This is a genomic window from Alsobacter sp. SYSU BS001988, from assembly GCF_054796215.1.
On the sequence record NZ_JBTAMK010000011.1, the window covers coordinates 1 to 26,574 of the forward strand.

Here is a 26,574-nt window from a genome sequence, read left to right on the forward strand (position 1 = left end):
GTGGGCGCAAAAAAAAAACCCCCCCCCCCCCCCCCCCCCGCCCCCCCCGGGGGGGGGCCGCGGGGGCCCCCCGGGGCGGCGAGCGAACCGCAAGCCACGGGGCGAGGGGGCGCGTCCGCATGGTGGGCTATGCGGGGCTGCAAGAGGGCGGCACTGGCGCCGGCGGCGGCTGGGCTTATCTCTCCCTCCAACGAAGCGCCGCGATCCGCGGCGCCGCAGCAGGACCCGACCGCCATGGCGACACCCTTGCAGCTCACCGGAATCCACCACCTCACGGCGATCACCGCCGACGCGAAGGGCAATCACGACTTCTACACCGGGACGCTGGGCATGCGGCTGGTGAAGAAGACCGTGAACCAGGACGACGTGAGCGCCTATCACCTGTTCTACGCCGACGCCGAGGCTTCGCCCGGGACGGACATCACCTTCTTCGACTGGCCGGCCGCGCCCGAGCGGCGCGGAACCCACAGCGTCGCCCGGACCGCGCTCCGGGTGTCGGGCGAGGAGACCCTGCGCTGGTGGGCGGCGCGCTTCGACGAACGCGGCGTGCGCCACGGCGGGATCACGACCCGCGACGGCCGACTGACGCTCGACTTCGAGGATCCCGAGGGCCAGCGGCTCGCGCTGGTGGACGACGGCGGCGCCGGCCCGGCCCATCCGTGGGACCGCAGCCCCGTCCCGGCGGAGCGCCAGATCCGCGGGCTCGGCCCGATCACGCTCAGCGTGCCGGACGCCGCCCCCACCGGCGCGGTGCTCGAGCGGGTGATGAACATGCGCCACGCGCGCCGCTACGACCATGACGGGCGCAGCGTCCACGTCTTCGAGATGGGGGAGGGCGGCCCGGCCGCCGAGCTCCACGTCGTCGTCGAGCCGGACCTGCCCGAGGCGCGGCAGGGCGCCGGCGCGGTGCATCACGTCGCTTTCCGCACGCCGGACGCGCAGCAATACGCGGCCTGGAACGAGAGGCTGCGCGAGCTGCGGGTCCCGTCCAGCGGGCCGGTCGACCGGTTCTACTTCCAGAGCCTCTATTTCCGCGAGCCGAACGGGATCCTGTTCGAGATCGCCACGGACGGGCCGGGCTTCGCCACCGACGAGCCGGCCGAGGCGCTCGGCGAGAAGCTCGCTCTGCCGCCCTTCCTTGAGCCGCGCCGGGCCCAGATCGAGGCCGGCCTGAAGCCGCTCTGACGCGCGGGGGACGCCGCGATGGACAGGATCGTCGCCGTCGTCGGGCTGATCGGCGCCCTCGTGCTGGTCGGCCGCGGCATGGGGCTCAGGACGATGCTCCTCGCCGCGGCGGCCGGCCTCGTGCTGGTCGCCGCGGTGATCGGGCTGGAGCGCGCCGGAGCGTTCTAGCTCACCCCTTCTTCCGCTCGGGCTGCAGCTCCAGGAGCAGCAGCGAGCGGCCGGTCACCTCATAGGCGTGGCCGAGGGGCAGCCGCTCGTCCCCGTCGTCGAGGTCGGGGCGGTTCGTGTCGACGAGGCGGCGCCATTCGCGGCCGCCCGCCACCTCCGGCAGGGTGAACTCCACCACGTCGTGATGGGCGTTCAGCACCAGCATCAGCGTGCGGTCGCTGCCGCGGCGGCGGATGCCGCTGGGCTGGGCGCGCCCGTCCAGCACCACGCCGAAGCAGCGGGCGTTGCCGTCGTTCCAGTGGTCCGGCGTCATCTCGTCGCCGCCCGGCGTCAGCCAGGTCACCTCCTTGACGTCGAGCTCGGCGTTGTACGCGCCGCTCAGGAAGCGCCCGCGCCGCAGCATGGGTTGGGACTGGCGGATGCCGATGAGCCGCCGGGTGAAGTCCGTCAGCGCCTTGCCGTCCTCGTCGATGGCCTCCCAGTCGATCCAGGAGATCTCGTTGTCCTGCGCATAGGCGTTGTTGTTGCCGCCCTGGCTGCGGGCGAACTCGTCGCCGGCCAGCAGCATCGGCGTGCCCTGCGAGAACATCAGCGTGGCCAGCATGTTGCGCATCTGGCGCAGGCGCAGGGTCTTGATGTCGGGATCGTCGGTCGGGCCCTCGACGCCGTGGTTCCAGGACAGGTTGTCGGAGTGGCCGTCCCGGTTGTCCTCGCCGTTCGCCTCGTTGTGCTTCTCGTTGTACGAGACGAGGTCGTAGAGGGTGAAGCCGTCATGGGCGGTGATGAAGTTCACCGACGCCCAGGGCTTGCGTCCGCGCTTGTTGAAGAAGTCGGCCGAGCCGGTGATGCGGGCCGCGAGTTCGGGCAGCTTGCCCTCGTCGCCCTTCCAGTAGGCCCGGACGGTGTCGCGGTAACGGTCGTTCCATTCCGCCCAGCCGGGCGAGAAGCGGCCCACCTGGTAGCCGCCCGGCCCGCAGTCCCAGGGCTCGGCGATCAGCTTCACCCGGGCGAGCGTCGGATCCTGCCGGCAGGCGTCGAGGAAGCGGCCGTCCTCCTCGAAGCCGTGCGGCTCGCGGCCCAGGATGGTGGCGAGGTCGAAGCGGAAGCCGTCGATATGCATCTCCTCCGCCCAGTAGCGCAGGCTGTCCGTCACCATCTGGAGGACGCGGGAGTTGCTGAGGTTGACCGTGTTCCCGGTGCCGGTGTCGTTGATGTAGTAGCGCTTGTCGGGCGCCAGCCGGTAGTAGGAGGCGTTGTCGATGCCCTTGAAGGACAGCGTCGGGCCGAGCTCGTTGCCCTCGGCGGTGTGGTTGTAGACGACGTCGAGGATCACCTCGATGCCGGCCTCGTGGAGATGGGACACCATCTCCTTCACCTCGTTGACGAAGGGCGTCGCGAGGTAGCGCGGCTGCGGGGCGAAGAACCCGATGGAGTTGTAGCCCCAGTAGTTCCGCAGCCCCTTCTCCTCCAGGTAGCTGTCGTCCAGGAATGCGTGGATGGGCAGGAGCTCGATGGCGGTGACGCCGAGGCCGCGGATGTATTCGATCACCTCATGCGTCATCAGGCCCGAGAAGGTGCCGCGCAGCGGCTCCTCGACCGCCGGATGGCGCATGGTGAAGCCGCGCAGATGCGCCTCGTACAGGATGGTGCGGTCCCACGGCGACTGCGGGCGGCGCTCCGCCCCCCAGGTGAAGGCGGGATCGATGACCCGGCATTTCGGCACGAAGGGGGCGCTGTCGCGCTCGTCGAAGGACAGGTCCGCGTCCGGGTGGCCCAGCGTGTAGCCGAACAGGGCCGGATTCCAGGTGAACGCGCCGTCGAGCTGCTTGGCGTAGGGGTCCAGCAGCAGCTTGTTGGGATTGAACCGGTGCCCGGCCGCCGGATTGTAGGGGCCGTGCACCCGGTAGGCGTAGACGGTGCCGGGCCGGGCGTCGGGCAGGTAGCCGTGCCAGACTTCGTCGGTGTATTCCGGCAGCTCGATGCGCTCGAGCTCGGTCTTGCCCTCGATGTCGAACAGGCAGAGCTCGACCTTGGTCGCGTTGGCGGAGAACAGCGCGAAATTGACGCCGAGCCCGTCCCATGTCGCGCCGAGCGGGAAGGGGTGGCCCTCCCGCACCCGCGATTTGCGCTGCGTCTGCGGAGCGGTCGTGATGGCGCGTTCGGTCGGCGGGGACTTCGCCTGCATGTTCATGGGGGCCTCGGCTGGGGGAAAACGGTCGCGTTTCCGCCTCAACGCGCCAGCCTCGAAGAAGCTCCGCCGTTTCGCCCCGCTTCGGCCATGGTCGCGTCGCGCCCGATCGACGCGGACGCGGTCCCGGTCCTGCCGTCGTGACCGCGCGGCGGTCAGTACCGCACGGAGATCACCGGCGTCGCATAGCCTGGCGTCGGCAAGGGCCGGTTGTAGAGCACCCCGGCCCGGTTCACGACCGGCGCGCCGACATAGCGCGAGCCGCGCGGGCCGAGCGGCGGGATGGGGGCCATGCCCTCATAGATCAGCTCCTCGGGCGCCGGCCCGAACAGCGGCGGCGCATAGAGGTTGTGATGATGCCCGCCCGCCGTCGCGGGAGCGGCGATCATCGCGGCGCCCAGCAAGGGGGCGGCGAGGCGCAAAGCGGCGCCCCACGGGGCCGGGCGCGTCCAGGTCGTCATGTCGTCCTCCGATGTCCGGTTCCGGATCCGCCCCCAGCATGCTCCTCAGCCCGTGAAAGTCCCGTTCCAGGGCCGGAAAACCGGCACGCATGGTGAATCCTTCGTCAGCGCCGGCCGCACGGGCGCCTCCGCCATCGGGCGGGGCGGGCGCATTGCGCGCAGGACAGAGGCGGCCGGCCGCGTTACTCTTGTCCATCGGTTGCGGCTCCTGAGTGGCGGTGACCTGCGCCGCCTTCGGCCGTCGTGACCTCGAGACAGGGAGGTACGACCATGGCGAACCTGAATGTGGTTTCCGGTTACGCGGACGCCCCGTCGACGCCCCAGGTGCGGCGGATCGGCTCCGCCGACCTGAAACGCGCCCTCGCCCAGGGGCTGGAGGATTTCTGGGCCATGCCGACCCATGTCGTCTTCATCGGGCTGATCTACCCGGTGGTGGGCCTGCTGCTCGGCCGCTTCCTCCTCGACAACGACGCCCTGCCGCTCGTCTTCCCGCTCATCTCCGGCTTCGCGCTGCTCGGGCCGGTCGCCGGCGTCGGGCTCTATGAGCTGAGCCGCCGCCGCGAACTCGGCTTGGACACCCGCTGGCGGCACGCCTTCGAGGTCGTTCGGGCCCCGGGCTTTCTCGGCATCCTCGCGCTCGGGGCCATCCTGGCGCTGATGTTCCTGTGCTGGCTGGTGATCTCCGAGGGCCTCTACGAGTGGCTGTTCGGCTCGCGCTCGCCGCAGTCGCTGGCCTCGCTCGTGCAGGAATCGCTGTCGACCCCGCATGGCTGGGCGCTGATCATCCTCGGCAATGTCGTCGGCTTCCTGTTCGCCGCGTCGGCCTTCTCCATCAGCGTCGTCTCGTTCCAGTTGATGCTGGACCGCGGCGTCGGCCCGGCCGTCGCCGTGGCGACCTCCCTCAAGGCGGTGGCGGCCAATCCCGGGCCGATGGCGCTGTGGGCGATCTTCATCGCGGCGGCGCTGGTGATCGGCTTCATCCCGCTGTTCTTCGGCCTGGCGATCGTCATCCCGGTGCTGGCGCACGCCTCCTGGCACCTCTACAGGCGAATGGTGGCGTAGCCCGGCTCTTCTCGGGGTCCGGGGCGGAGACGCGAACCCAAGTTGCCAAGCCGGCGATCCGCTGCTACTTGTCGACTTGTCGACCAGTTGCGGCGTCGCGCCTGTCGCGCCCGTCCCAACCAGGACCGCCTGGATCCCCCGAGCCCCCGAACGGCGCGGCGGGTCGGGGACGGGCCAGGTCTCAAGCCGCCGGCGAACGCCGGTCACACTGGAGAGAACGCATCATGTCGAGGCTCCGCTTCACCCGGCGCGCCGCTGGCGCCGGTCTGGGTCTGCTCATCGGTCTGGGCTTCGCCGCGCCCGCCTTCGCCCAGGCCAAGGTCACCCTCAAGCTCGGCCACCTCGGCAACGAGGAGAACGTCTGGCACAAGGCCAGCCTGCGTTTCGCCGAGGAAGTCGCCAAGCGCACCAATGGCGAGATCGAGGTCAAGATCTTCCCCAACGAGCAGCTCGGCAAGGAGACGGATCTCATCAAGGGAATCCAGCTCGGCACGGTCGACTTCACCATCACGGGCGAGTCCCTGCAGAACTGGGCCCCCTCGGCGGCGCTGCTGGCCGTCCCCTACGCGATCCGCGACCTCGACCATCTCGACAAGGTCGTGTCCGGCTCGGTGGGCGCCAAGATCGCCCAGAACATCGACGACAAGACCGGCCTCAAGGTGCTGGCCTATTTCGCCCGCGGCCCGCGCGAGCTCACCTCCAACCGCCCGATCAAGACGCCGGCCGACCTTAACGGCCTGAAGCTGCGCGTCCCGAACGTTCCGCTCTTCGTGAAGGTCTGGGAGGCGCTCGGCGCCAAGCCGACCCCGATGGCCTTCTCGGAGGTGTTCACCTCGCTGCAGAACTCCACCATCGACGCCCAGGAGAACCCGCTGGCGCTGATCAAGTCGGCGAGCTTCAACGAGGTCCAGAAATACGTGAACCAGACGGACCACGTGCTGAGCTGGATCTACCTTGTCGGCGGCTCCAAGAAGATGGCCCGCCTGACGGACGCCCAGCAGAAGGCGATCGCCGAGTCCGCCAAGGCCGCCCAGGCCTATGAGCGCGGCCTGTTCACGGCCGACGAGAAGCAGCTCGAGGCCGACCTCAAGGCCAAGGGCATGCAGTTCGTCGAGGTCGACAAGGCCGCCTTCGCGGCCAAGGCCAAGGACGCCGTGACCTCCGCCCTGCCGGCCGAGATCAAGCCGCTCTACGACGAGATCGTCGCCACCAAGTGAGGCGAACCGGGCCGAGCGCTCGGATGCGCCCCCTCTCCCCGGAACGGGGAGAGGGCTGGGGTGAGGGTCCGCCGGCATCCCCTCATCCGACCTCGCTGCGCTCGGCCACCTTCTCCCCGTTCCGGGGAGAAGGGCGCGCCTCACATCCGCCGGTCCGGCCCTCCCGCCGGGCCGGCGCCCCATCCCGGCATGGGGCGCGCCGCAATCCCCTCATCCTGAGGAACATCGCCCTTGGGCGATGTGTCTCGAAGGACGAGGGACTCCAGCAGGCTCCCGGGTCCAGCGACCTGGAGCCCTCGTCCTTCGAGACGCAGGCCCAAGCGGGCCTGCTCCTCAGGATGAGGGGATGAGGCTGCTGAAACGCAGATGAAGACGCTCGCTTCAGCGGCTTCGAGCAGCCACAGCCCGTCGGGAGCAAGCCCGAGGCGCATTCGACCGAGGAAACCCATGCGCAACGCCTTCGCCGGCCTGGTGGCCGTCCTGGTGAGCGTCTGCCGCTACGGCACGCTCGCCGCCTTCGCCGTGCTGATCGGCGTCGTCGCCATCCAGGTGCTCGGCCGCATTCCGGGCTTCCCGTCGCCCTCCTGGACCGAGGAGGTCGCCCGCTTCGCGCTGGTCTATCTCGTCGCGTTCTCGTGCGGGCTGGCGGTGCTGCGGTCCGAACTCGTGAACGTCGACCTGTTCATCACGCCGTTGCCGCCCGCCGCGCGCCGCGTGGTCGAGCGCATCGTCGACGTCATCATGATCGTGTTCTCGCTCGCGATCCTGCCGGGCGCCTGGGACTACGTGGCCGGCAGCGTCGGCGAGCGCGCCCGCTCGCTCGATGTGCCGATGATCGCCGTCTATGTCGTGACGCTGATCATCCCGGTCTCGCTCGCCTTCTTCTCCCTCGCGCGTTTCCTCGGCTTCGGCCAGACGCCGCCCGCCAGCCACGGGGAACTCGTCTGATGCTCGTCACCCTGCTGTTCGGAACCTTCGCGGTCTGCCTCATCCTCGGCACGCCCATCGGCGTGGCGCTCGGCCTCGCCTCGGCCGTGTATCTGCTCGGCGCCGGCATCGATCTCTCGGTGGTGCCGCAATACATGTTCGCCGGGATGGACTCCTTCGTCCTGCTCTGCATCCCGGGATTCGTGCTGGCCGGCAATCTGATGAACGGCGGCGGCATCACGGACCAGATCGTGCGCTTCGGCAACGCCATCGTGGGCCATATCCGCGGCGGCCTCGGCCTCGCCAACGTGGTCGGCTCCATGATCTTCGCCGGCATCTCGGGCACGGCCGTGGCCGAGACCGCGTCGATCGGCGCGGTCATGATCCCTGCCATGCGCAAGTCCGGCTATGACGCCCCCTTCGCGGCGGCCGTCACGGCGGCGGCCTCAACCGTCGGGCCCATCATCCCGCCCAGCGTGCCGATGATCATCGTCGGCACCCTCACGGGTCTGTCGGTCGGCAAGATGTTTCTCGCCGGCGCCGTCCCGGGCGTGCTGATGGGCGTCGGAATGATGATCACGGTCTACATCATCTCCCGCCGGCGCGGTTACCCCAAGGGGACCTGGCAGGGCTGGGGCCATGTGCTGCGCACCAGCAAGGCCGCCTTCTGGGCCATCCTGATGACGGGCGTCATCCTGTTCGGCATCGTCGGCGGCTACTTTACGCCGACCGAAGCCTCGGTGGTGTCGGCGCTCTACGCCTTCGTGGTGGGCCTGTTCGTGTATCGCGGCTTCAAGGTGTCGGCCTTGCCCGGCATCCTGATCGAGAGCGCGATCGGGTCCGGCGCGCTGGTGCTGCTGGTCGGCCTCGCCAACGTGTTCGGCTGGATCCTGACCAGCGAGCAGATCCCGCAGGCCATCGCGGCCTCCATGCTGGCGCTGACCACCAACAAGTACCTGATCATCCTGCTGATCAACATCCTGCTGCTGATCGTCGGCACGTTCATGGAGACCATCGCGGCGCTGATCATCCTGTTCCCGCCGCTGCTGGCGGTCGCCCTGAAGGTCGGCATCGATCCGATCCACTTCGCGACCTTCGCGGTGATCAACCTGATGATCGGCCTCACGACGCCGCCGGTGGGCGTGTGCCTGTTCGTGGCCGCCAACATCGCCAAGATCTCGCTGGGGCAGATCAGCAAGGCGATCTGGCCCTTCCTGGTCTGCAACATCCTGGTGCTGTTCCTGGTGTCCTACGTGCCGCAGATCTCGCTCTGGCTGCCGAGCCTGTTCTACAAGTGAGGCGGGCATGAGCTCGGATCGGCCCTCCGTCCTGGGGACCCGAGACCGGTCCGCCCGCTCCGAGGCGGGCGGCCTCGGGGCTGCGCCGCCCACGGTGCGCGGCATCCACGCGGCGTTGCGCCAGGACATCGTCAGCCTGCGGCTGCGGCCGGGCGAGAGGCTGTCGGAGAACGAGCTGGCGCTGCGCTTCGGCACCAGCCGCGCGCCGGTCCGCGAGGCGCTGATCCGCCTCGTGGAGGAGGGCCTCATCGATGTGAGGCCCCAGCGCGGCAGCTTCGTCAGCCGCATCTCGCTGTCGGCGATGGAGCGGGCGCGCTTCGTCCGCGAGGCGCTCGAGCTCGCCGCCGTCCGCCGCGCCGCCGAGCGCGGGGCCTCGCCGGGCGTCCTGGCCCGGGCGCGGGGCGCCATCGCCGAGCAGGAACGGGCGCAGCGCGATCCGGAGCGCTTCACCCAGGCGGACGACGCCTTCCATCACACGCTGGCCGACGGCAGCGGCGTGGCGCAGCTCTGGGCCGTGATCGAGCGCGAAAAGGCGCAGTTCGACCGCGTGCGGTTCCTCAGCATCCCGGCGGTGACGCCGGTGGAGGTGCTCATCGCGCAGCATCGCGCTATCCTGTCGGGCATCGAGAATCGCGATCCCGCCGCGGCCGAGGCCGCCATGCGGACGCACATGTCCGAGGTGCTCAAGATCGCCCAGACCCTGGCGGCCGAGCACCCCGATCTCATCAACGACGATCTTGGAGCGGACGAGCAGCCATGACCGTCCCGGCCGAACGACCCCGCCTATCCCCCGCGACCCTGGCGCAGGCCAAGGCGGGGACCATCCTGCCCGGCTTCGACCGCGAGAAGCTGCGCGTCGGCGTCGTGCATCTGGGCCTCGGCGCCTTCGTGCGCGCCCACGCCGTCCTCTACACCGACGAGGTCCTGGCCCAGGAGCCCGGCCCCTGGGGCTTCGCCGGCGTCAGCCTGAAGCGGCCGGACCAGCGCGACCGGCTGGCTCCGCAGGGCGGCCTCTACACGGCCCTGCAGCGCGGCCCGGAGGGCGTGTCGGCCCGCATCGTGGGCTGCCTCAAGGCCGTCCTGGTCGCCCCGGAGGACCCGGAGGCGGTGGTCGCCATGATGGCGGACCGCTCGGCCCGGATCGTCAGCCTGACGGTGACCGAGAAGGGCTACTGCCACGATCCCGCGACCGGGCTGCTCGACGAGCATCATCCCGACATCCGGCACGACCTGGAGAATCACGGCGAGCCGCGCACCGCGGTCGGCGTCATCGTCGAGGCCCTGGAGCGCCGGCGCTCGAACGGCGTCGGCCCGTTCACGGTGCTGTGCTGCGACAACCTCCCGCACAACGGCCGGCTCGTCTCCGGCCTCGTGCGCGACTTCGCGGCCCTGCGGGACGGCGGCCTCGCGGCCTGGATCGAGACCCACGGCGCCTTCCCGTCGACGATGGTGGACCGCATCGTGCCGGCCGCGACCGAGGCCGACCTGGACGCGGCCTTCGCGGCCACCGGCCTGTGGGACGCCGCCCCGGTGACCCATGAGCCGTTCCGCCAATGGGTGATCGAGGACCATTTCGTCGACGGAGCCCGGCCGTCCTGGGACAGAGCGGGGGCGCAATTCGTCGAGGACGTGGCCCCCTACGAGCACATGAAGCTGCGCCTGCTCAACGGAGCCCATTCGGCGCTGGCTTATCTGGGCTATCTCGCCGGATGCGAGACGATCGGCGACGCCGTCGCCGCTCCGGCGCTGCGCGCCTATGTGACGGCGCTCTGGCGCGACGAGATCATCCCGGCCGTGCCGGCGCCGCCGGGGCTCGACCTCGGCGACTACGCGGGCGACCTGCTGGAGCGCTTCTCCAACCCGGCGATCCGGCACCGCACCTGGCAGATCGCCATGGACGGATCGCAGAAGCTGCCCCAGCGCATCCTGTCCACCGTGCGGGACCGGCTGGCCCAGGGCCGCCCGATCCCGCTGCTGGCCCTCGCGGTGGCGGCGTGGATCCGCTATGTCGGCGGCGTCGACGAGGCCTTCCGCCCGATCGACGTGCGCGATCCGCTGGCCGACCGCCTGAGGGCGGCGCTCGACGGCGCCGGCCCGGACCCGGCCGCCCGCGTGGAGGCGGTGCTCGGCGTCGAGGCGGTGTTCGGCCCGGACCTGCCCCGGTCCCCGGTCTTCGTGGAGGCGGTCACGGCCGCCTATGCGCGCCTGCTCGCCCAGGGCGCGCTGGCGGCCGCCGCGGCCTCCTCCAGAGCGTCCGCCCGAGCGGGCGACCCCATGAACCCAACGGAGAATTGAGCATGGAACAGACCTGGCGCTGGTTCGGCCCGGACGACGTCGTCCCGCTGCGCGCGATCCGTCAGGCCGGCGCCAGCGGCGTCGTGACGGCGCTGCACCAGATCCCCTACGGGGTCGTCTGGAGCGTGGAGGAGATCGAGGCCCGCAAGGCGCTGATCGCGGCCGACCCCTCGCTCGGCCTGCGCTGGAGCGTCGTCGAGAGCCTGCCGATCCACGAGCGGATCAAGATCGGCGAGGGCGACCTCGAGGCGCTGTTCGAGGCCTATCGCCAGTCCATGCGCAACCTCGCGGCCTGCGGGGTGCGGACGATCTGCTACAATTTCATGCCGGTGCTGGACTGGACCCGCACGGAGCTGCGCCATCCGCTGCCGGGCGGCGGCTCGGCGCTGCGCTTCAACGCGCATGAATACGCCGCCTTCGACTGCTTCATGCTGGAGCGCCCGGGCGCCCGCGACGACTTCCCCGCCGAGGTGGTCGACCGGGCCAAGGCCTGGTTCGACCGTGCGACGCAGGCCGACAAGGACGCCCTGCTGGCCACCATCATGGCCGGCCTGCCGGGCGCCTTCGACCGCTACGACATCCCCGGGCTGCGCCGGCACCTCGCCCGCTACGAGGGCGTCTCGCGCGAGGCGCTGCGCCAGAACCTCGCCCGGTTCCTGCGCGAGGTGATCCCGACCGCCGAGGAGGTCGGGATCCGCATGGCCATCCATCCCGACGATCCGCCGCGCTCGCTGATGGGCCTGCCGCGCATCGTCTCCAGCGAGGACGACCTCGCCTTCATCCTGGGCGCGGTCGAGTCGGAGGCGAACGGCCTGACCCTCTGCACCGGCTCGCTCGGGGCCGGCGCCCATAACGACATCCCGGCCATCGCCCGGCGCTTCGCCTCGCGGATCCATTTCGCGCATCTGCGCAACGTCGCCAAGGAGCCGGACGGCTCCTTCATGGAGGCCGACCACCTCGGCGGCGACACCGACATGGTGGCCGTGGTCGAGATCCTTCTCGCCGAGCAGAAACGCCGCAAGGAGGCCGGGGACGACCGGTGGCGCATCCCGTTCCGGCCCGACCACGGCCACGAACTGCTCGACGACGTCGGCAAGGGGAGCTTCCCGGGCTATTCGGCGATCGGCCGCCTGAAGGGCCTCGCCGAGATCCGCGGCGTCATGACGGCGGTGTCGCAGTTGCGCGGCCTACCCGTCTGAGTGGAACTCGATTGCGCGCGGGCTAAGGCTCAGCCTACGATCCCTGGTCCGCCGGATGCGTCCGGCGGTCCCCGTCGTGCGTAGACAGGCGGTTCCCCCCAACCCAGGACGCACGCTTGCCGCCCGACGCCACCCATCTCGCGGATCTGATCGTCCGAACCGGACGAGGCGACAGGGCGGCCTTCCGCGCCGTCTACGACGCGACCGCGTCGAAACTTCTCGGCGTGATCCTGCGTATCGTGAAGAACAGGGCCGGAGCGGAGGAGATCCTCCAGGACGTCTATCTGCGCTTGTGGCGAAACGCGGCGAGCTACGCGCCGGAGGCCGGGCCGCCCATGGGCTGGCTGGTCTCCATCGCGCGCAACCGCGCCATCGACGTCATCCGCCAGAAGACGCCGGACCTCATCGGCCCCGACGAGGACGGCGTGGACTGGTACGACAAGCTGGCGGAGCCGCGGGACCGGGAGGCGGACATGCTGGACGCATCCGCGCTGCGCGACTGCCTCGGGCGGATGGACGAGGAGCACCGCTCCTGCATCCTGCTGGCCTATTGCGAGGGCTGGTCGCGCGAGGAGCTGGCCCGGCGCTTCGACCGGCCCGTCAACACCATCAAGACCTGGCTCCATCGCGGGCTGGCCTCGCTCAGAACCTGCCTGGACGCGCAATGAACGCCGGGGACGCCCAGAACCTGGCCGGCGAATATGTGCTGGGCACCCTCAGCGCCCCCGAGCGGGCGGCCTTCGAGCGCGCGCTGTCGCGCGATCCGGCGCTGCAGGGCATGGTCCAGGCCTGGGAGGCGAAGCTTGCGCCTCTCGCCTCGGCCGCCGCGCCCGAAGAGCCGGGGCCGGGCGTCTGGCGGGCCATCGAAGCGACGCTGCCGCCGGTGCGGCTCGAGCCGGTCGCGAGCCCGGCCGAACCGCAGGACCTGCGCGCGACGTCGCCGCTGGGCGGGCCCGCCCCGACCGGCGAGGCGTCGCCGGCCGAGGCCGCGCTCGACCTGCGCGCCTTCCCCGAGCAGGCGCTCGCCCCGCCGAGCCTCACCGACGTCTTCGCCATGCGCCGGTCGCTCCGCCGCTGGCGAATCGCGACGGCCGCTTTCGGCGCCCTGGCGGCGGCGCTGGCCTTTGCGGCGGCGCTGGAGCGCAACCTGCTCGGCGCGGATTTCCCCGGCGCGAGCCTGTTCCGTGGCCAGCGCGCGACGGCCGGCCAGTTCGTCGCCGCCGTCAACCGGGGAGGGGACCAGCCCGCCCTCATCGTGCGGGTCGACCTCGCCGGCGGCGTCGTGACGGTGCGTCCCGTTGCGGCCGAGACGCCGGCCGGCAAGAGCCTGGAGCTCTGGTCGGTGGTGGAGGGCCGCGCGCCGAAGTCGCTGGGCCTCGTGGGCCAGGCCGCGCTGAAGCTGCCCGCGCCGACGGTGTTCGGCGGCGCGAAGCCGGAGGCGACCAGCTTCGCCGTGACGGTGGAGCCGCCCGGCGGGTCCACCACCGGCGGGCCGACCGGCCCGGTCGTCTATTCCGGCAAGCTGATCGCCGAGTAGGCCCTTCGGCCTTGCCCTGGCCGCGGCGGCGAGAGACCTCGCCGTCCGCGATTCGGCGGCCCGCACGCGGCCGCGACGGCTGGCGCATTCCAAAGCGCGATGCGGCGGGAGCGGGATCAGGCCGGCCCCGGGCGCATCGGGCCGGAGTCCCGGCGCCCCGGCTGTAAGCCCTTGTTAAGCATGGCGAATGGGAAACCGGCCGGACCGACTGAATGTCAGGTGCAGAATTGCAACAGCCGGTTGCAATTGCAACCAGCGGTTGGTGAAACGGGGCGTTTGAGGTTGTTGCAACTAACGATCGTGGTACTTTCCGACTCGCTCGACCGAGGGGGGGCTTCCTCTCAGAGCACGAACCTGGAGCGGCGCTCGGCAAGCAACTTGCCAAATGCTGGCCAAACAAAAGTCTAGTCTCCGCAGTCGCGGTGAACCTGGTCCAAGATGATCGGGATCGTCGTGGGGGCGGGAGCCAAGGAGCTGAAAATGAACATCAAGACGAGGCTGCTGATGGCCACGGCGGCGGGCATCGCCACTGTGTCCGGCGCCCAGGCTGCCGATCTTCCGAGCCGCAAGGCTGCGCCGGTCGAGTACGTCCGCGTTTGCTCGACCTTCGGAGCTGGTTTCTTCTACATCCCCGGCACCGACACCTGCATTCGCATCGGCGGTCGCGCCCGGTTCGAATACCAGTACGGCGAGCCCTTCGCCCGCAACGACGCCACGACCGGTTCGCGCACCACGGGCCGTATCTACGTCGACGCCCGCACCGCGACCGAGTACGGCCTGCTGCGCGCCTATGTCCGTTATGACGTCTCCCGTCGTATCGGCCAGATCTACTCCGGTTCGGCCATCCGCGTCGGCACCGCCTTCACGGGCACTGGCATCGACTACGCCGGTCAGGCGCAGACCCAGGTCGACCTGAACCGCGCCTTCGTGCAGTTCGGCGGCCTCACCGCTGGTCGCACCCAGTCGTACTATGACTTCTACTCGGGCGATCTCGAGTATGTCGGCACGACCGCCGGCTCCTCGCTCGTCACCAACCTGCTGGCCTACACCGCCACGTTCGGCGGCGGCTTCTCCGCCACGCTGTCGATCGAAGATCAGGTCGAGCGTCGCTCGGGCGTCAACATCGCCAACGGCCTCCTGCCGGTCGGCACGGCTGTGGGCACCTACGCCTACACCGGCGACGCCATGCCTGACATCGTCGCCAACCTGCGTCTCGATCAGGGTTGGGGCACGGTGCAGCTCTCGGGCGCCGTTCACCAGATCCGCCTCGGCAACTACTCGACCGCCGGCGTGACCCTGAACACCAACGCCAACTCCCCCGACTCGGAGTATGGCTGGGCTGTGAACCTCGGCACCAAGCTCAACCTGCCGATGCTCTCCCCCGGTGACGCCCTCTACCTGCAGGGCACCTACACCAAGGGCGCTCCGTCCTACATCCTGTCGAACCCCTTCGGTCTCGGCAAGTCGAGCTGGAGCTTCGGCGGCGTCGGCGCGCTCATTCCGGACGCCTACGTGGTCGGCAATGGCGCTTTCAACGGCGTCGTGACCAGCTTCGACCTCGAGAAGCCCACCGTGTGGGGCCTCACCGCCGCCATGCTGCACTACTGGACCCCGACCATCCGTCAGGCGTTCATGGCTTCGTACATCAAGAGCGACAGCCCGACCTCGGCCTTCATCGCCGGCGGCGGCTTCACTCTCGGCAACCGCAATCGCGACCTGACCTACTGGACCCTGGGCACGAACGTGACCTGGTCGCCGGTCAAGGACCTCGATATCGGCGCCGAGGTCAACTACATCCACGCCAATGTCGGCCAGGGCCTCAGCGGCTCGTTCATCGCGACCGACCCGGTGGGCATCTCCGTCCGCAACGAGTCGATCTGGAACACCCGCATCAAGATCCAGCGCGACTTCTGATCCGTCCTCACGGACTGGTCTGGGACCCCGGCGTTCGCGCCGGGGTCTTTTTTTGCGCCGGCGTCCGCCCGGCGGCGGCGGGCGGCGGCGGGCCGAGAGGCTGGCCCGGCCAGCGGGGCGAGCCTATAGAATGCTCCGGTCATCGCGGGGAGATGCGACATGCGGGTGCTCGTCACCGGGACGGCCGGCTTCATCGGCTTCCATCTGGCGCGGCGTCTTCTCGAGGCCGGCCACACGGTGGTCGGCGTCGACGGGATGACCGCCTATTACGACGTGCGCCTCAAGCAACGGCGCGTCTCCATCCTCAACCAGAACCCGGACTTCCGGCAGCATGTCGCGATGCTGGAGGACATGCCGGCGATGCAGGCCATCCTCCGCGACGCGGCGCCCGAGGCGATCTTCCACCTCGCGGCCCAGGCGGGCGTGCGCTACAGCCTGGAGAACCCGCGCGCCTATGTGGACGCCAACCTGGTGGGCACCTTCAACGTCCTGGAGCTCGCCCGCGAGCTGAAGGTCGGCCATCTCCTGATGGCGTCGACCAGCTCGGTCTACGGCGCCAACCCGACGATGCCCTTCACCGAGGACCAGCGCGCCGACATGCCGATGACGCTCTACGCCGCCACCAAGCGGGCGACGGAGCACATGGCGCACTCCTATGCGCATCTGTGGGGCGTCCCCACCACGATGATGCGCTTCTTCACCGTCTACGGCCCCTGGGGCCGGCCCGACATGGCGTTGTTCAAGTTCGTGAAGGCGATCATGGACGGCGAGCCGATCGACGTCTACGGCCAGGGCGAGATGCGCCGCGACTTCACCTATGTGGCCGACCTCGTGGAGGCCATGGCGCTGCTGCTCGGCGCCGTGCCGGAGACGGCCGCCGACGAGGACGAGGCGGCGGTGACGGGCGCCTCGCTCGCGGCCCCGTTCCGGGTGGTCAACATCGCGGGCGGCCAGCCCGTGGAGCTGTCCGAGTTCATCGCCTGCATCGAGCGCCATCTCGGCCGCACCGCGCAGCGCAACCTGCTGCCGATGCAGCCCGGCGACGTGCCGGCCACCTTCGCCAACGCCGACCTGCTGGAGCGCCTGACCGGCTACCGGCCGTCGACCCCGGTCGACGAGGGCGTGAGAGCCTTCGTCGACTGGTACCTGAACCACTGGCGGTAAGCGCTTGAGATAAGCCGAGAGCCGGGGCGAGCGGATCCGTCCTATTTGCGGGCCATGCATTCGCGCATGAAGACCTGCCTCTGGTCCTTCATGGCGAAGTTGAACTTGTTGGATTGCCTCGAGCGTTGCGGGTTCGTGTAGAGGCCCTTCGCCTCGGCCTCATCGAGGCATTTGTCCCGCTTCGGATTGGCTTGGGACAGCACAGGCGAGATCGACATCGCAAAGCATACGCATGTCGCTGCAAAGAGGAACTTCATGTTCAGCCCTCCCGTGAAGAAGAGAGCGAATAGGCACGGGCAAGTCTTGTCAATCGACGGTCATAGCCGCCAAAGGGTGTAGTCCATCGGGACGGCGTCCCGGTCGAGCGCGCCGCGGACGTCGAGGACCGCGCCCGAGCCCGGCCGCATGAGGCGCCGCACGAGCGCCCAGCCCCCGGCCACGAAGGCCCGGTGCGGCACCGCGAGGATCACCGCGTCCGCCGGCGCGAGCGCCTCCAGGGGCGTGAGCTCCACCCCATATTCGTGGCGCGCCTGCGCCGGGTCGGCGAGGGGGTCGCAGACCTCCACCGCGACGCCGAAGGCGGCGAGTTCGGCGATGATGTCGACCACCCTGGAATTGCGCGTGTCGGGCACGTTCTCCTTGAAGGTCAGGCCCAGGACCGTGGCCTTGGGCGAAGCCTTCCCGGCGGCCAGCATCATGCGCACGCATTGGCGCGCCACCCGCTGGCCGACGCCGTCATTGGTGCGCCGCCCCGCCAGGATCACCTCCGGATGGAAGCCGGCGCGCTCCGCCCGGTGCGTGAGGTAATAGGGGTCGACGCCGATGCAGTGGCCGCCCACGAGGCCCGGAGAGAAGGGCAGGAAGTTCCATTTGGTCCGGGCCGCCGCCAGAACGTCGCCCGTGTCGATGCCGAGCCGCTCGAAGATCACGGACAGTTCGTTCATGAAGGCGATGTTGAGGTCGCGCTGGGTGTTCTCGATCACCTTGGCGGCTTCCGCCACCTTGATGGACGGGGCCCGGTGCACGCCGGCCCGCACCACCGAGCCGTAGACCTCCGCCACGATGTCGAGGGTCGCGGCGTCCTGCCCGGACACCACCTTGGCGATGGTCTCGAAGCGGTGCTCCCGGTCGCCGGGATTGATCCGCTCCGGCGAGTAGCCGACCGTGAAGTCGCGCCCGCAGGCGAGGCCGGAGACGCGCTCCAGCACGGGGACGCAGTCCTCCTCGGTCGCGCCCGGATAGACGGTGGACTCGTAGACCACGACGTCGCCGCGCTTCAGCGCGCGGCCGACCGTCTCGGTCGCGCCGAGTAGCGCGCGAAGGTCGGGCCGGCGCGAGGCGTCGATGGGCGTCGGCACCGTGACGATGAAGAAGTCGCAGGCCCTCAGCTCCGCCTCGTCCTGCGTGAAGGCGAGCGAGGGGGCCTTCAGGTCCGCCGGCTCGGTCTCGCGCGTCCGGTCATGCCCGGCGACGAGTTCGGCGATGCGGGCGCCGTCGATGTCGAAGCCCACCACGGGGACGCCGGAGCGGGCGAACGCCGTCGCGACCGGCAGGCCGACATAGCCGAGGCCGATCACCGCGATCCTGCGGTCGTGCGTCACCGGTCCGCCTCCCTGTCTGCGTCCGGCGGACGCGAGAACAGCACGACCGGAACGGCCACGGCCGTGATCCACCAGCCCTGCCATGCGCCGTGGCTCTCCAGCGCCACCGCCATCGCGGCGGCGAAGAAGGCGAGGCGCTCCGGCAGCACGCAGACCGGCATGCCGGAGAACCGCCGCGCCAGCAGGCCGCACAGCGCCAGAGCGAGCAGCGCGCCGGGCGCGCCGAGCTCGGTCCAGACCTGCAGGGGCGCGTCATGCGGGTGTCCGACGCCCAGCATCTCGCGACGCTCCGCCGGCACCTGCGCGGCCACCGGATCGGCCTCGACGCGGGCGGAGGAGCCGAAGCCCGTGCCGGTGAGCGGCCGCAGCCGCGCCACCTCGCCGAAGGCGAGCCAGATGTCGACCCGCTCGCGGGCGTGCGCCGCCTTCAGCGCCTCGAAGCCCCGCTGCGGGATGGCGCGGTCCGCCAGCTCGCCGAACCAGGGCTGCGCCGCCACGACGATCACCAGGAGCGCGACCCCGGCCCTGGCGACGACGCGCGGCGCGGCCAGAGCCAGCCCGTAGACCGCCGCGCCGGCGATCACGCCGAGCTTGGACGAGCCGCTCGTGGACATAACCGCGGCGGCCGCGACGCACAGGAAGACGCCGGCCGCGAGGGCGGAGCGGCGCTGCGCCCGCAGCGCCGCCGCCAGCGGCCAGAACAGCACCACGGCCGTCACGATCGGGCGGTTCATCACGAAGCTCTCGATGCGCCCGCCCCAGAGGCGGCGCAGCGGGAAGTCGAGCCGCACCTCCACGGCCACCAGGATCGACACGACCACCAGGGCCGCCGCCAGCGCCAGCGGCGCCCAGCGGGGCAGGCGGTCCGGCAGGGCCGCCGCGAGGGCGATGGCGGCCGCGATCGGGATGACGAACTCGCCCAGCGTCGCCAGCGACAGGCGCCGGTCCACGCTCCAGGTCACCGACGCGAGCGCCCAGGCGAGGAAGGCCGCGGCCGCCCAGGCCTCGGGCGTCCGCAGCAGGCGGGAGAACGACGCGCCAAGCGCGCCGGGGCCGCGCTCGATCCATGCGGCCGCGACGGCCAGCGCCGCCGCGACGCTCAGCAGGAGCGGCGACGAGCGGTTGGCGAACGCCATGGCGACGGGCAGCGCGGCCGTCAGCGTCAGGACCGCGAGCGCGCAGAGCCGCCGTCCCGCGTCGGACCGCGTCGCGTCGCCTTGGCGCTCGGTCGCGCTCGTCATGCCTGGCCGCTCCGTTTCGCCGCCCCTGGTCGGCGACTGTATGCGGCCCCGCCGGGGCCGGCGCAATCCGGGCGCGTCATGATCCGGGCTTCCTGGCCCAGGCGAGGACCCGGTAGGTCCCGTCGGGCGCGTCGCGGCCGGTCGCCTGCGCGTCCACGAGCGCCTGGGTGATCCGCTCCGCGACCGGCAGGCGGTAGTGCAGGTGGTCCCAGTAATTGGCGTCGTCCCGCGTCAGGGGGGACGGGACGCGAAAGTCCACCAGCGTGGCCCCCCGGCGCTCGGCGATGCGCGTCGCCTGCGCCTTGCAGGCCTCCATGCGCGAGCCCTCCCGCGTGTCGGCCGGGAAGTAGCCGGCCGCGTGCGCCGGCGGGAACAGGACGAAGCGGGACGTCCGGGCGGGAAGGCGCGCCAGCAGGTCCTCCAGCCAGGCCAGGGCGGGGAAGCGGAACTGGTCCGGCGCGACCGGATCCTTCGGCGCCCGGGCCGGCGGCGACGCCCCGAACCCCGTGTCGCCATAGATGTGCGTGCGGGCGCGCTCCACGTCGTAGAGCGCCTCGTCGGGAGTGAAGACCTCGTAGCCGTTCATCGGCAGGCGCTGGCGCTTCATCTTCAGGCGATGCATGGCCAGCCGCCACGAGATCTCGATCGAGTGGAGGTTGAACAGATAGGGCCAGTCGTTCCAGCGATTGTCGTCGTAGAAGCTGTCGGGGAAGGCCCGGAAGGTCAGCCGCTTGGCCGGCGAGGCCGCGTCCTGCGCGCACCATTCCGCGTCGAGCCCGAAGACCATCAGCGCCGGGTCCGGCGTCTCGCGCAGGAACAGGTCGGCGATGCGCGTCTGTTCCCACGGCGTGGCGGCGTTCATGCCGAGATTGACCGTGCGGGCGGAGAACAGCGGGTCGAGCCGGGCCGGGTTGAGGAGGCGCACCGTCGAGGTGCCGATCACCGCGCTGTCATAGGCGTGCGAGCGGATGACCTGCGGGTACATGAAGCGCTGGTTGATGTCCATGAGCGCGGGCGGCGCGAGCCCGGCGAGCGGCCCGGCCCCGTAGGGGTCGAACGCGAAGACGAAGGCCGCCAGCCCCAGACCCGCCGCGGCGAGCACGGCGGCGAACCGGGCCAGCAGCGCGCGCCAGGGGCTCGGCTCCGCCGCGGCGGCGAGCAGGCGCGCATCGCCGTCGAAGGCGGGATCGGAAGCGTCCATGCGACGCTCGTGGACCGGAATCGCTTCACGATCAAGACCGGGGCGACCGATCCGCGCCGCCGCGGGCGGGGCGCCGCCTCATTCGGGCGAGCGGACGGAGGTCCGCCTGCGCGCCTTGATGGCGACGTCGGTTCGGGCGACCAGCAGCGATTCGGCCTCCGCCGCGCGTGCGATCTGCGCCTGCAGCAGCTTCAGGCCGAAATCCGGATATTCCAGCACCAGTTCGAGGAGCACGTCGCGGCGGATCTTCAGGGCCCGGATGGGGTTGGCGGCGACCACGGTCGCAAGGCGGCGCGAGCGGGTGAGGGCGCCCATCTCGCCGACGATCGCGTTCGGCTCTGTCAGCCCGAGCGAGAGCGGCCCGCCGTCGCCGGTGATGGAGACCTCCGCCTGGCCGGACAGGATCACGAGCGCGTCATGGGCCTCGTCGCCCTGGCGCATCAGCACGTCGCCGGGCGCAAAGGCGACGCGCTGGCCCGTGAAGGCCAGGAGCTTCAGGCGCGCGGTCTCCAGCGAGGCGAGGAGCGGCACGGCCCGCAGCGCGCGCACCTCCTCCGAAAGCGCGTCGGCGGCGGGCGGCTCGTCCGAGGCCTGCGCGGCGGCCGAGCCGGCGCGGACCCGGGCGCGCCCGGCCCGCAGCTCGACCACATGGTCGAAGCCCGCCGCCCGCGCCTCCGCGCCCGGCCCGAAGGTGGCCACGAGGGTGCGGCCCCGCATGGCCTCGCGCACGCTGGCGAGGATCCGGGCGCCCTGGACGTCCCCGAAGACGGACAGCGCGCCGTCGATCACCAGCACGGAGGGCCGCTTCAGCAGGCAGCGCGCCAGCGACAGGGCGGCCCGCTGGGCCGGGTAGAGCCGGCGGCCGCCATTCCCGACGGGCTGGTCGAGGCCGATCGCCAGGATGTCGGCGTCGAGCCCGCTCTGCGCCAGCGCGTCGTCGAGGGCGGCCGACAGGCGCTCCTCGGCGGACGGCGCCTCGGAGATGACGCGCCCGAAGAGCAGGTTGTCGCGGATGCTGGCGCCGCGCGAGAACGCGGCCGGATCATAGGGCGTGACCGTGAAGCCGTGGGCCGCCGCCGCCCGCGCCATCGCGGGCCGGGCCGCCAGGATGCGCGCCTTCAGGTCGTCGCCGAGCAGGCCGAGCCGGTGCTGGGGCTCGCTGTAGCGCAAAGCGAGGCGCAGCTGCGCCAGCCGGTCCTCGTCCGTCCGGCGGCCGGCCCGGGCGCGGGCGAGGCCCCGGCGGTAGTCGTCCAGCGCGTCCGCCGAGACGAAGGAGAAGCGCTGGAACAGCAGGCTCTCGGGTCCGAGATCGGCGAAGATCTCGACCAGCGTCGCGGCGAGGCCCAGCCCCACGTCCTCGAGCGCCTCGCGCAGGCCGAGCCGCGCCAACTCGACGGCGAGAAGGCCGAGCAGCGCGGGCTCGAACTCCTCGTCGTGAGCCCAGGGGCCGAACAGCAGGTTCTCGCGGATGGTCAGGTGGCCGCAGTAGCGCGCCAGGTCGAAGCGCTCGATCAGGTCGGCGCCGCCGCCGCGCCGCAGCTGCTCGGCCACCAGCGGCCGGGCGGCCACGATCCGGGCGGCGATCTCCGGCAGGGCCGCGTCGTCGATCCGGGCGCCGAGGCCCATGCGCCGCACGTCCGCCTCGAAGTCGACGGCGCGCAGCGCCCGCCCGATCGCCCCGTCGATGGACCCGGGTCCGTCGACTCCCGCGGCGGCGTAGTCCAGCCACTCGGCCTGCGGCTCGCCGTCCGCGGGCCGCCGCCGCAGCGCGTAGATCAGGTTGTCGCGGAACGTGCCCTCGAAGATCGCCGTGTCCGGCCCGGCATACGCGAAGTCGCGGCCCAGCGCGTCGGCGCCCAGCGCCTCCAACGGGCGGCCCGCGACGGTGACGCTGCCGGCCGCCGGAGGGATCCGGCCGGCGATCACCCGCGCCAGCGCGCTGACCGCCTCCGGCGGGCCGCAGAGCGCGATCGCGGCGCCGAGCGGCAGCTCCAGGGTGACGCCCTCCAGGCTCCGGTCGCCGCCCGGCAGGCCGACCGTGACGCCCCGCACCGCCAGTGAGCCGGCCGAGAGGTCGGGCGGAACCGGCTGCGAGACCGGCGCCGAGCGCGCGGGCGCGGCGGAGAACTGCTCCAGCACCTGCTGGAACTTCACCTCGACGTCGAGGCGCTGCTGGTCCCAGTCGATCAGCTCCTTCACCGGGGGAGGCAGGTCGCGATAGGCGGCGATCACGGCGACCAGCTGGCCGATGGCCAGGTCGCCCCGCAGCGCGAAGAAGCCGCCCAGCGAGTAAAACAGGAAGGGGGTGAGCTGAGCCAGCAGCCCGTTGGCGAACTTCGCCGCGAATTTGCGCCCATAGAGCTGGTAGCGGATCAGGAACAGGTCTTCGAGCCGCGCCGCGATGCGGCTGATCTCGAAGGGCGCGGCGCCGTGGTTGCGCACCTCGTCCAGCCCGTCCACGACCTCGCCGATGCTGCCGGCGAGCGCGCGCGACTTCAGCTGCCGCAGCCGGCTCAGGCGAAGCTGCTCGCGCCGCATGCGCGGGATGATGAGCGCCTGGACGGCCACCAGCGCGGCGGCGCAGACCCCCAGGGCGAGGCTCTGGACGAAGATGAACGCCAGCGCGGTGAGGGCCTGGCCTCCCAGGAACAGCGGCTGGATGAAGGCGTCGCCCACGAAGCCGCCGATCGGCTCGACCTCGTCCTTGATGATGGTGGCGGCCTCGGAGGCCTTCATCCGCCGCCCGTCGTCGGCCCGGCCGGTGACGAGCGCCTTGAACAGCTCGAAGCGCAGGGTCTGCAGCACCCGCTCGCCCAGCGCGCCCTTGCGCATGTTGATGAGGTATTTGAAGGCGCCGTTGACCAGCACGAGCAGCAGGAACACGGCGCTGAGCGCGAACAGGTAGCCGGTGCGGTCCAGCTCGAAGCCGTCGAACAGCACCGCACCGTTCCACGGCAGGACGACGCGAAACAGGGTCGCGGTCGAGCGCCCGGCGAAGGCCCGGCCCTGGATGGCGTCGCTCACGATCAGCTTGGGAATGTCGAGCGAGGCGTAATAGAAGGGCAGGGAGGCCAGGACCACCAGGAGCACCCGGATCTGCTCCTTCCGGCTGCGCCGCCAGATATAGCCGAAGAGCTGCTCCATCCGTCCGGACGCGTCGCGGAAGGACGGCTGCGCCTTGGGCGTGGCCTCCTGGGCCGTCGCCCGGATCTGGACGGCCGCCGTGCGGGTGCTCATGGACGGAACCGGCTCATGGCGATCATGCTCATGGCTCTGTCTGGCCCGGACGCCCGGACCCGGATGTGCGAAGCAGCATAGCGCAACCGCGGCGCCCGCGGCTCACTTCAAAGTTGCAGAGGCCGTTGGATGCGATTCCTCCCAGAGGCCGCGGCCTGGATCCGCAGCCACGCTCCGGAGATGCGGCTCGCCCTGAGGGTCACGATCGCGGCCGGGGCGTCCTTCGCGCTCGCCCGCGGGCTCCAGCTGCCCCAGGGGTTCTGGGCGGTCATCACGGCCGTGATCGTGATCCAGGCCAGCGTCGGCGGCTCGCTCAAGGCCGCCATGGACCGCTTCGCCGGCACCCTGGCCGGGGCGGGGCTGGGCGCGCTGGTCTCCGTCTCCATCCCGCACCAGTCCTTCGCGACGCTTCTGGCCGCCGTCCTGGCCGCGGTGGCGCCGCTCGCCTTCCTGGCGGCGATCCGGCCCAGCTTCCGGGTCGCGCCCGTCACGGCGCTGATCATGCTGCTGCCGACCGGGGCGGCGCTGGGCGATCCCTGGCGGGCGGCGATCGACCGGGTGCTGGAGATCGGCGTCGGCAATCTCGTCGGCCTCGTGGTGGCGCTGGTGGTGCTGCCCGCGCGGGCCCACGCTCTGGTCGCCGAGCGCGCCGGCCGGATCGCGGAGCTCAACGCCGACCTGCTGCGGGCTTTGCTGAACGCCGCCCTCTCCGGAGAGGGCCGGCCGGGCGGCGCGGCGATCCACGCCCGGATCCGCGCGGCCCTCAAGCAGCTCGAGGCGGCGGCCGAGGAGGCCACGCGCGAGCGGCGCAGCCACCTCACCGACCAGCCCGACCCCGAGCCGCTGGTGCGCGCGCTCTACCGGCTGCGCCATGACCTCGTGATGATCGGCCGGGCCGCGGCCACGGCCCTGCCCGACGCGCTGGCCGGCCGCATGGCCCCGGCGCTCGGCGACGTCCGCGACGCCGCCGAAGCGCGGCTGCGCGAACTCGGCGCGGCCTTTGCGGCGCGCCGCAAGCCCGAGCGATCCGGGGCGCTGGACGCCGCCATCAAGGACTATGCGGGGGCGATCGAGGCGGTGCGCCGGGACGGCGTGCTGCGCGCGCAGCCCGGCGCGGTGATCGGCCGCTTCTGGTCGCTGTCCTTCGCGTTCGAGCAACTGCAGAACGACCTCGACGACGCCGAGGATCTCGCGGCCGGCTGGGCCGGCGCGCGCCGGGCGGGCGGCGACCAGGCCTCCGAGCCGTAAGGCTGACGCGGTCAGCCGCCGCTGATGGCGTTCACCACGTAGACGTCGACGCCGGGGGCGAGCGGGGAGCCGAGCGTCGCCCGGCGTCCCTCGACGAAGACGTTCATGTGGCGCCGGATCGCCGGGCTGGTGTCGCAGATGCAGTCGCGCATGCCGGGCCAGCGCGCCTCGAGCGCGTCCACCATTTCGGCGACGGTCGCCACGCGAAGCTCCACGACGCGGTCGGCGTCGGGGAACATGTGCGCCAGCAAGGGCCCCAGCCGGACCCTCGCCGGCCTGGCGTCTGTCGGGTCGTGAGCGGCGGACATGGCGGCCCCCGACGCGTCAGCGGTCCACGACCAGCGTCTCGACGGACGTGATCGTGGGCAGGTGCTGGGCGATGCAGCGCCAGCTCTCGCCCTCGTCGGCGCTGGCGAAGAGCGCGCCCGAGCCCGTGCCGAAATAGACCCCGGCCGGCTCCCGCGAGTCGGTCGCCAGGGCCTGGCGCAGGACGCCGAAAAAGGCGTTCTCCTGCGGCAGCCCCTCGCGCAGCGCTCGCCAGCTCGCGCCGGCGTCCCGGCTGCGCCACACGGCGGTCCGGGCGTCCGGCATGTAGCGGCCGGCGATGTCGCCGTTGAGCGGCAGCATGTAGACGGTGTCGGGATCGCGCGGGTGGACGGCGGTCGGGAAGCCGAAGCTCGACGGCAGGCCCTCCTCGATGCTGGCCCAGCTGCGTCCGCCGTCGTCGCTGCGATACATGCCGCAATGGTTCTGCTGGTAGAGCCGGTCCGGCATGCCGGGCGCCATCGCGACGGAGTGCACGCACTGGCCGAACTCCGGATGGCGATGGCCCTCCGGCATGTAGTCGGCGCGCGTGCCCCGATTGCGGGGCTCCCAGGTGGCCCCGCCGTCGGCGCTGTGGAACACCCCCGCCGACGAGATGCCGACCCAGAGGCGGCCGGCGTCCTGCGGGTCCGTGACGATGGAGTGCAGGATGAGGCCGCCGCCGCCCGGCTGCCATTCCGGGCGGGACGGATGATCGCGCAAACCGGCCACGTGGCTCCAGGTGCGGCCGCCGTCGTCGCTGGCGAAGAGCCCGGCCGGCTCCACCCCGGCGTAGAGGCGCCCGCCGGACGGGGCGACGCTCCAGACCGACTTGATCGGCGCCTCGCCGGCCGCGTAGCCGAGCCCGTCGCGCGAGTAGGTCCATGTCGCGCCGAGATCGTCGGAGCGCCACACCGCCGGGCCGAGCCACTCGCTGCCGCCGCCGGCGTAGATCACGCCGGAGCTGTCGGCGACCGCGTGGTTGATCGGCCACGTCTCGCAAAGCGGTCCCTTCAGGCTCCAGGATCGCCTGTCGTCGTCGCTCCTCAGGATGAACAGGCCCTTGCGGGTCCCGACCAGCACCAGCACGCTTTCGCCCATGGCGGCCTCCGTGTGAGGGAACAAGGG

23 protein-coding genes are annotated in these 26,574 nt (G+C 71.4%); 14 read left to right on the top strand and 9 right to left on the bottom strand.

Annotation, left to right across the window (positions count from 1 at the left end; all coding sequences use genetic code 11):
* Positions 1 to 234: 234 nt before the first annotated feature.
* Positions 235 to 1,185: a ring-cleaving dioxygenase gene (locus tag ACYVO7_RS18070; protein WP_460451206.1), complete on the top strand. Its 951-nt coding sequence runs from the start codon at positions 235 to 237 to the stop codon at positions 1,183 to 1,185.
* Between the two features lie 18 nt (positions 1,186 to 1,203).
* A complete protein-coding gene (locus tag ACYVO7_RS18075; protein ID WP_460451207.1) occupies positions 1,204 to 1,353 on the top strand; it encodes a hypothetical protein in 150 nt (49 codons plus the stop codon).
* A gap of 1 nt (position 1,354) precedes the next feature.
* On the opposite strand, the gene glgX is transcribed toward ACYVO7_RS18075, so the two are convergent.
* Both glgX and ACYVO7_RS18085 read right to left on the bottom strand, forming a co-directional pair.
* Positions 1,355 to 3,538, bottom strand: a complete 2,184-nt coding sequence (gene glgX, locus ACYVO7_RS18080) for a glycogen debranching protein GlgX (protein ID WP_460451325.1) — start codon at positions 3,536 to 3,538, stop codon at positions 1,355 to 1,357.
* Positions 3,539 to 3,696: 158 nt separating this feature from the next.
* Positions 3,697 to 4,002, bottom strand: coding sequence for a hypothetical protein (locus ACYVO7_RS18085; protein WP_460451208.1), 306 nt, complete (start codon positions 4,000 to 4,002; stop codon positions 3,697 to 3,699).
* Positions 4,003 to 4,272: 270 nt separating this feature from the next.
* Here ACYVO7_RS18085 and ACYVO7_RS18090 point away from each other — a divergent pair, with 270 nt between their 5' ends.
* The 11 genes from ACYVO7_RS18090 (at position 4,273) to ACYVO7_RS18140 (ending at position 16,615) form a co-directional block, all read left to right on the top strand.
* Positions 4,273 to 5,064: a DUF2189 domain-containing protein gene (locus tag ACYVO7_RS18090; protein WP_460451209.1), complete on the top strand. Its 792-nt coding sequence runs from the start codon at positions 4,273 to 4,275 to the stop codon at positions 5,062 to 5,064.
* Positions 5,065 to 5,288: 224 nt separating this feature from the next.
* Entirely contained in the window at positions 5,289 to 6,281 is a 993-nt protein-coding gene (locus tag ACYVO7_RS18095) for a TRAP transporter substrate-binding protein (RefSeq protein WP_460451210.1), read from the top strand.
* 447 nt (positions 6,282 to 6,728) lie between these two features.
* Positions 6,729 to 7,229: a TRAP transporter small permease gene (locus tag ACYVO7_RS18100; RefSeq protein WP_460451211.1), complete on the top strand. Its 501-nt coding sequence runs from the start codon at positions 6,729 to 6,731 to the stop codon at positions 7,227 to 7,229.
* Positions 7,229 to 8,506 (top strand): TRAP transporter large permease, encoded by a 1,278-nt coding sequence (locus tag ACYVO7_RS18105; RefSeq protein WP_460451212.1) that lies wholly within the window; start codon positions 7,229 to 7,231, stop codon positions 8,504 to 8,506. The genes ACYVO7_RS18100 and ACYVO7_RS18105 overlap by 1 nt, the downstream gene beginning before the upstream one ends.
* A gap of 7 nt (positions 8,507 to 8,513) precedes the next feature.
* The gene (locus ACYVO7_RS18110) at positions 8,514 to 9,266 is read left to right on the top strand and encodes a GntR family transcriptional regulator (protein WP_460451213.1); all 753 of its coding nucleotides are present in this window, start codon (positions 8,514 to 8,516) and stop codon (positions 9,264 to 9,266) included.
* Positions 9,263 to 10,801 carry a mannitol dehydrogenase family protein gene (locus tag ACYVO7_RS18115; RefSeq protein WP_460451214.1) on the top strand — a complete coding sequence of 513 codons (1,539 nt, stop codon included), beginning with the start codon at positions 9,263 to 9,265 and terminating at the stop codon, positions 10,799 to 10,801. The genes ACYVO7_RS18110 and ACYVO7_RS18115 overlap by 4 nt, the downstream gene beginning before the upstream one ends.
* A gap of 2 nt (positions 10,802 to 10,803) precedes the next feature.
* Positions 10,804 to 12,000, top strand: a complete 1,197-nt coding sequence (gene uxuA / locus ACYVO7_RS18120; protein ID WP_460451215.1) for a mannonate dehydratase — start codon at positions 10,804 to 10,806, stop codon at positions 11,998 to 12,000.
* 116 nt (positions 12,001 to 12,116) lie between these two features.
* A complete protein-coding gene (locus ACYVO7_RS18125) occupies positions 12,117 to 12,668 on the top strand; it encodes a sigma-70 family RNA polymerase sigma factor (protein ID WP_460451216.1) in 552 nt (183 codons plus the stop codon).
* Complete coding sequence (locus tag ACYVO7_RS18130; protein WP_460451217.1) at positions 12,665 to 13,537, top strand: anti-sigma factor; 873 nt, start codon at positions 12,665 to 12,667, stop codon at positions 13,535 to 13,537. The genes ACYVO7_RS18125 and ACYVO7_RS18130 overlap by 4 nt, the downstream gene beginning before the upstream one ends.
* Before the next feature lie 480 nt (positions 13,538 to 14,017).
* Positions 14,018 to 15,451, top strand: coding sequence for a porin (locus tag ACYVO7_RS18135; protein WP_460451218.1), 1,434 nt, complete (start codon positions 14,018 to 14,020; stop codon positions 15,449 to 15,451).
* 159 nt (positions 15,452 to 15,610) lie between these two features.
* Positions 15,611 to 16,615 (top strand): SDR family NAD(P)-dependent oxidoreductase, encoded by a 1,005-nt coding sequence (locus tag ACYVO7_RS18140; protein ID WP_460451219.1) that lies wholly within the window; start codon positions 15,611 to 15,613, stop codon positions 16,613 to 16,615.
* Between the two features lie 41 nt (positions 16,616 to 16,656).
* Here ACYVO7_RS18140 and ACYVO7_RS18145 read toward each other — a convergent pair whose 3' ends face one another.
* The 5 genes from ACYVO7_RS18145 to ACYVO7_RS18165 all read right to left on the bottom strand — a co-directional run bounded on the left by ACYVO7_RS18145 (position 16,657) and on the right by ACYVO7_RS18165 (position 23,895).
* Positions 16,657 to 16,872, bottom strand: coding sequence for a hypothetical protein (locus ACYVO7_RS18145; RefSeq protein WP_460451220.1), 216 nt, complete (start codon positions 16,870 to 16,872; stop codon positions 16,657 to 16,659).
* A gap of 60 nt (positions 16,873 to 16,932) precedes the next feature.
* On the bottom strand, positions 16,933 to 18,216 hold the full coding sequence (locus tag ACYVO7_RS18150) for a nucleotide sugar dehydrogenase (protein WP_460451221.1): 1,284 nt from the start codon (positions 18,214 to 18,216) through the stop codon (positions 16,933 to 16,935).
* On the bottom strand, positions 18,213 to 19,457 hold the full coding sequence (locus ACYVO7_RS18155; RefSeq protein ID WP_460451222.1) for an O-antigen ligase family protein: 1,245 nt from the start codon (positions 19,455 to 19,457) through the stop codon (positions 18,213 to 18,215). Before ACYVO7_RS18155 ends, ACYVO7_RS18150 begins: the two co-directional genes overlap by 4 nt.
* A gap of 76 nt (positions 19,458 to 19,533) precedes the next feature.
* Positions 19,534 to 20,658 (bottom strand): hypothetical protein, encoded by a 1,125-nt coding sequence (locus ACYVO7_RS18160; RefSeq protein WP_460451223.1) that lies wholly within the window; start codon positions 20,656 to 20,658, stop codon positions 19,534 to 19,536.
* A 78-nt stretch (positions 20,659 to 20,736) separates the two neighbouring features.
* Positions 20,737 to 23,895, bottom strand: coding sequence for a cyclic nucleotide-binding domain-containing protein (locus ACYVO7_RS18165; RefSeq protein ID WP_460451224.1), 3,159 nt, complete (start codon positions 23,893 to 23,895; stop codon positions 20,737 to 20,739).
* Between the two features lie 129 nt (positions 23,896 to 24,024).
* Between ACYVO7_RS18165 and ACYVO7_RS18170 the strand changes: the two genes are divergently transcribed.
* On the top strand, positions 24,025 to 25,143 hold the full coding sequence (locus ACYVO7_RS18170) for an FUSC family protein (RefSeq protein ID WP_460451225.1): 1,119 nt from the start codon (positions 24,025 to 24,027) through the stop codon (positions 25,141 to 25,143).
* 11 nt (positions 25,144 to 25,154) lie between these two features.
* Here ACYVO7_RS18170 and ACYVO7_RS18175 read toward each other — a convergent pair whose 3' ends face one another.
* Together ACYVO7_RS18175 and ACYVO7_RS18180 are read right to left on the bottom strand one after the other, a co-directional pair.
* Positions 25,155 to 25,451 carry a ubiquitin family protein gene (locus ACYVO7_RS18175; protein WP_460451226.1) on the bottom strand — a complete coding sequence of 99 codons (297 nt, stop codon included), beginning with the start codon at positions 25,449 to 25,451 and terminating at the stop codon, positions 25,155 to 25,157.
* Between the two features lie 16 nt (positions 25,452 to 25,467).
* The gene (locus ACYVO7_RS18180) at positions 25,468 to 26,547 is read right to left on the bottom strand and encodes an exo-alpha-sialidase (protein ID WP_460451227.1); all 1,080 of its coding nucleotides are present in this window, start codon (positions 26,545 to 26,547) and stop codon (positions 25,468 to 25,470) included.
* Between the last annotated feature and the right edge of the window lie 27 nt (positions 26,548 to 26,574).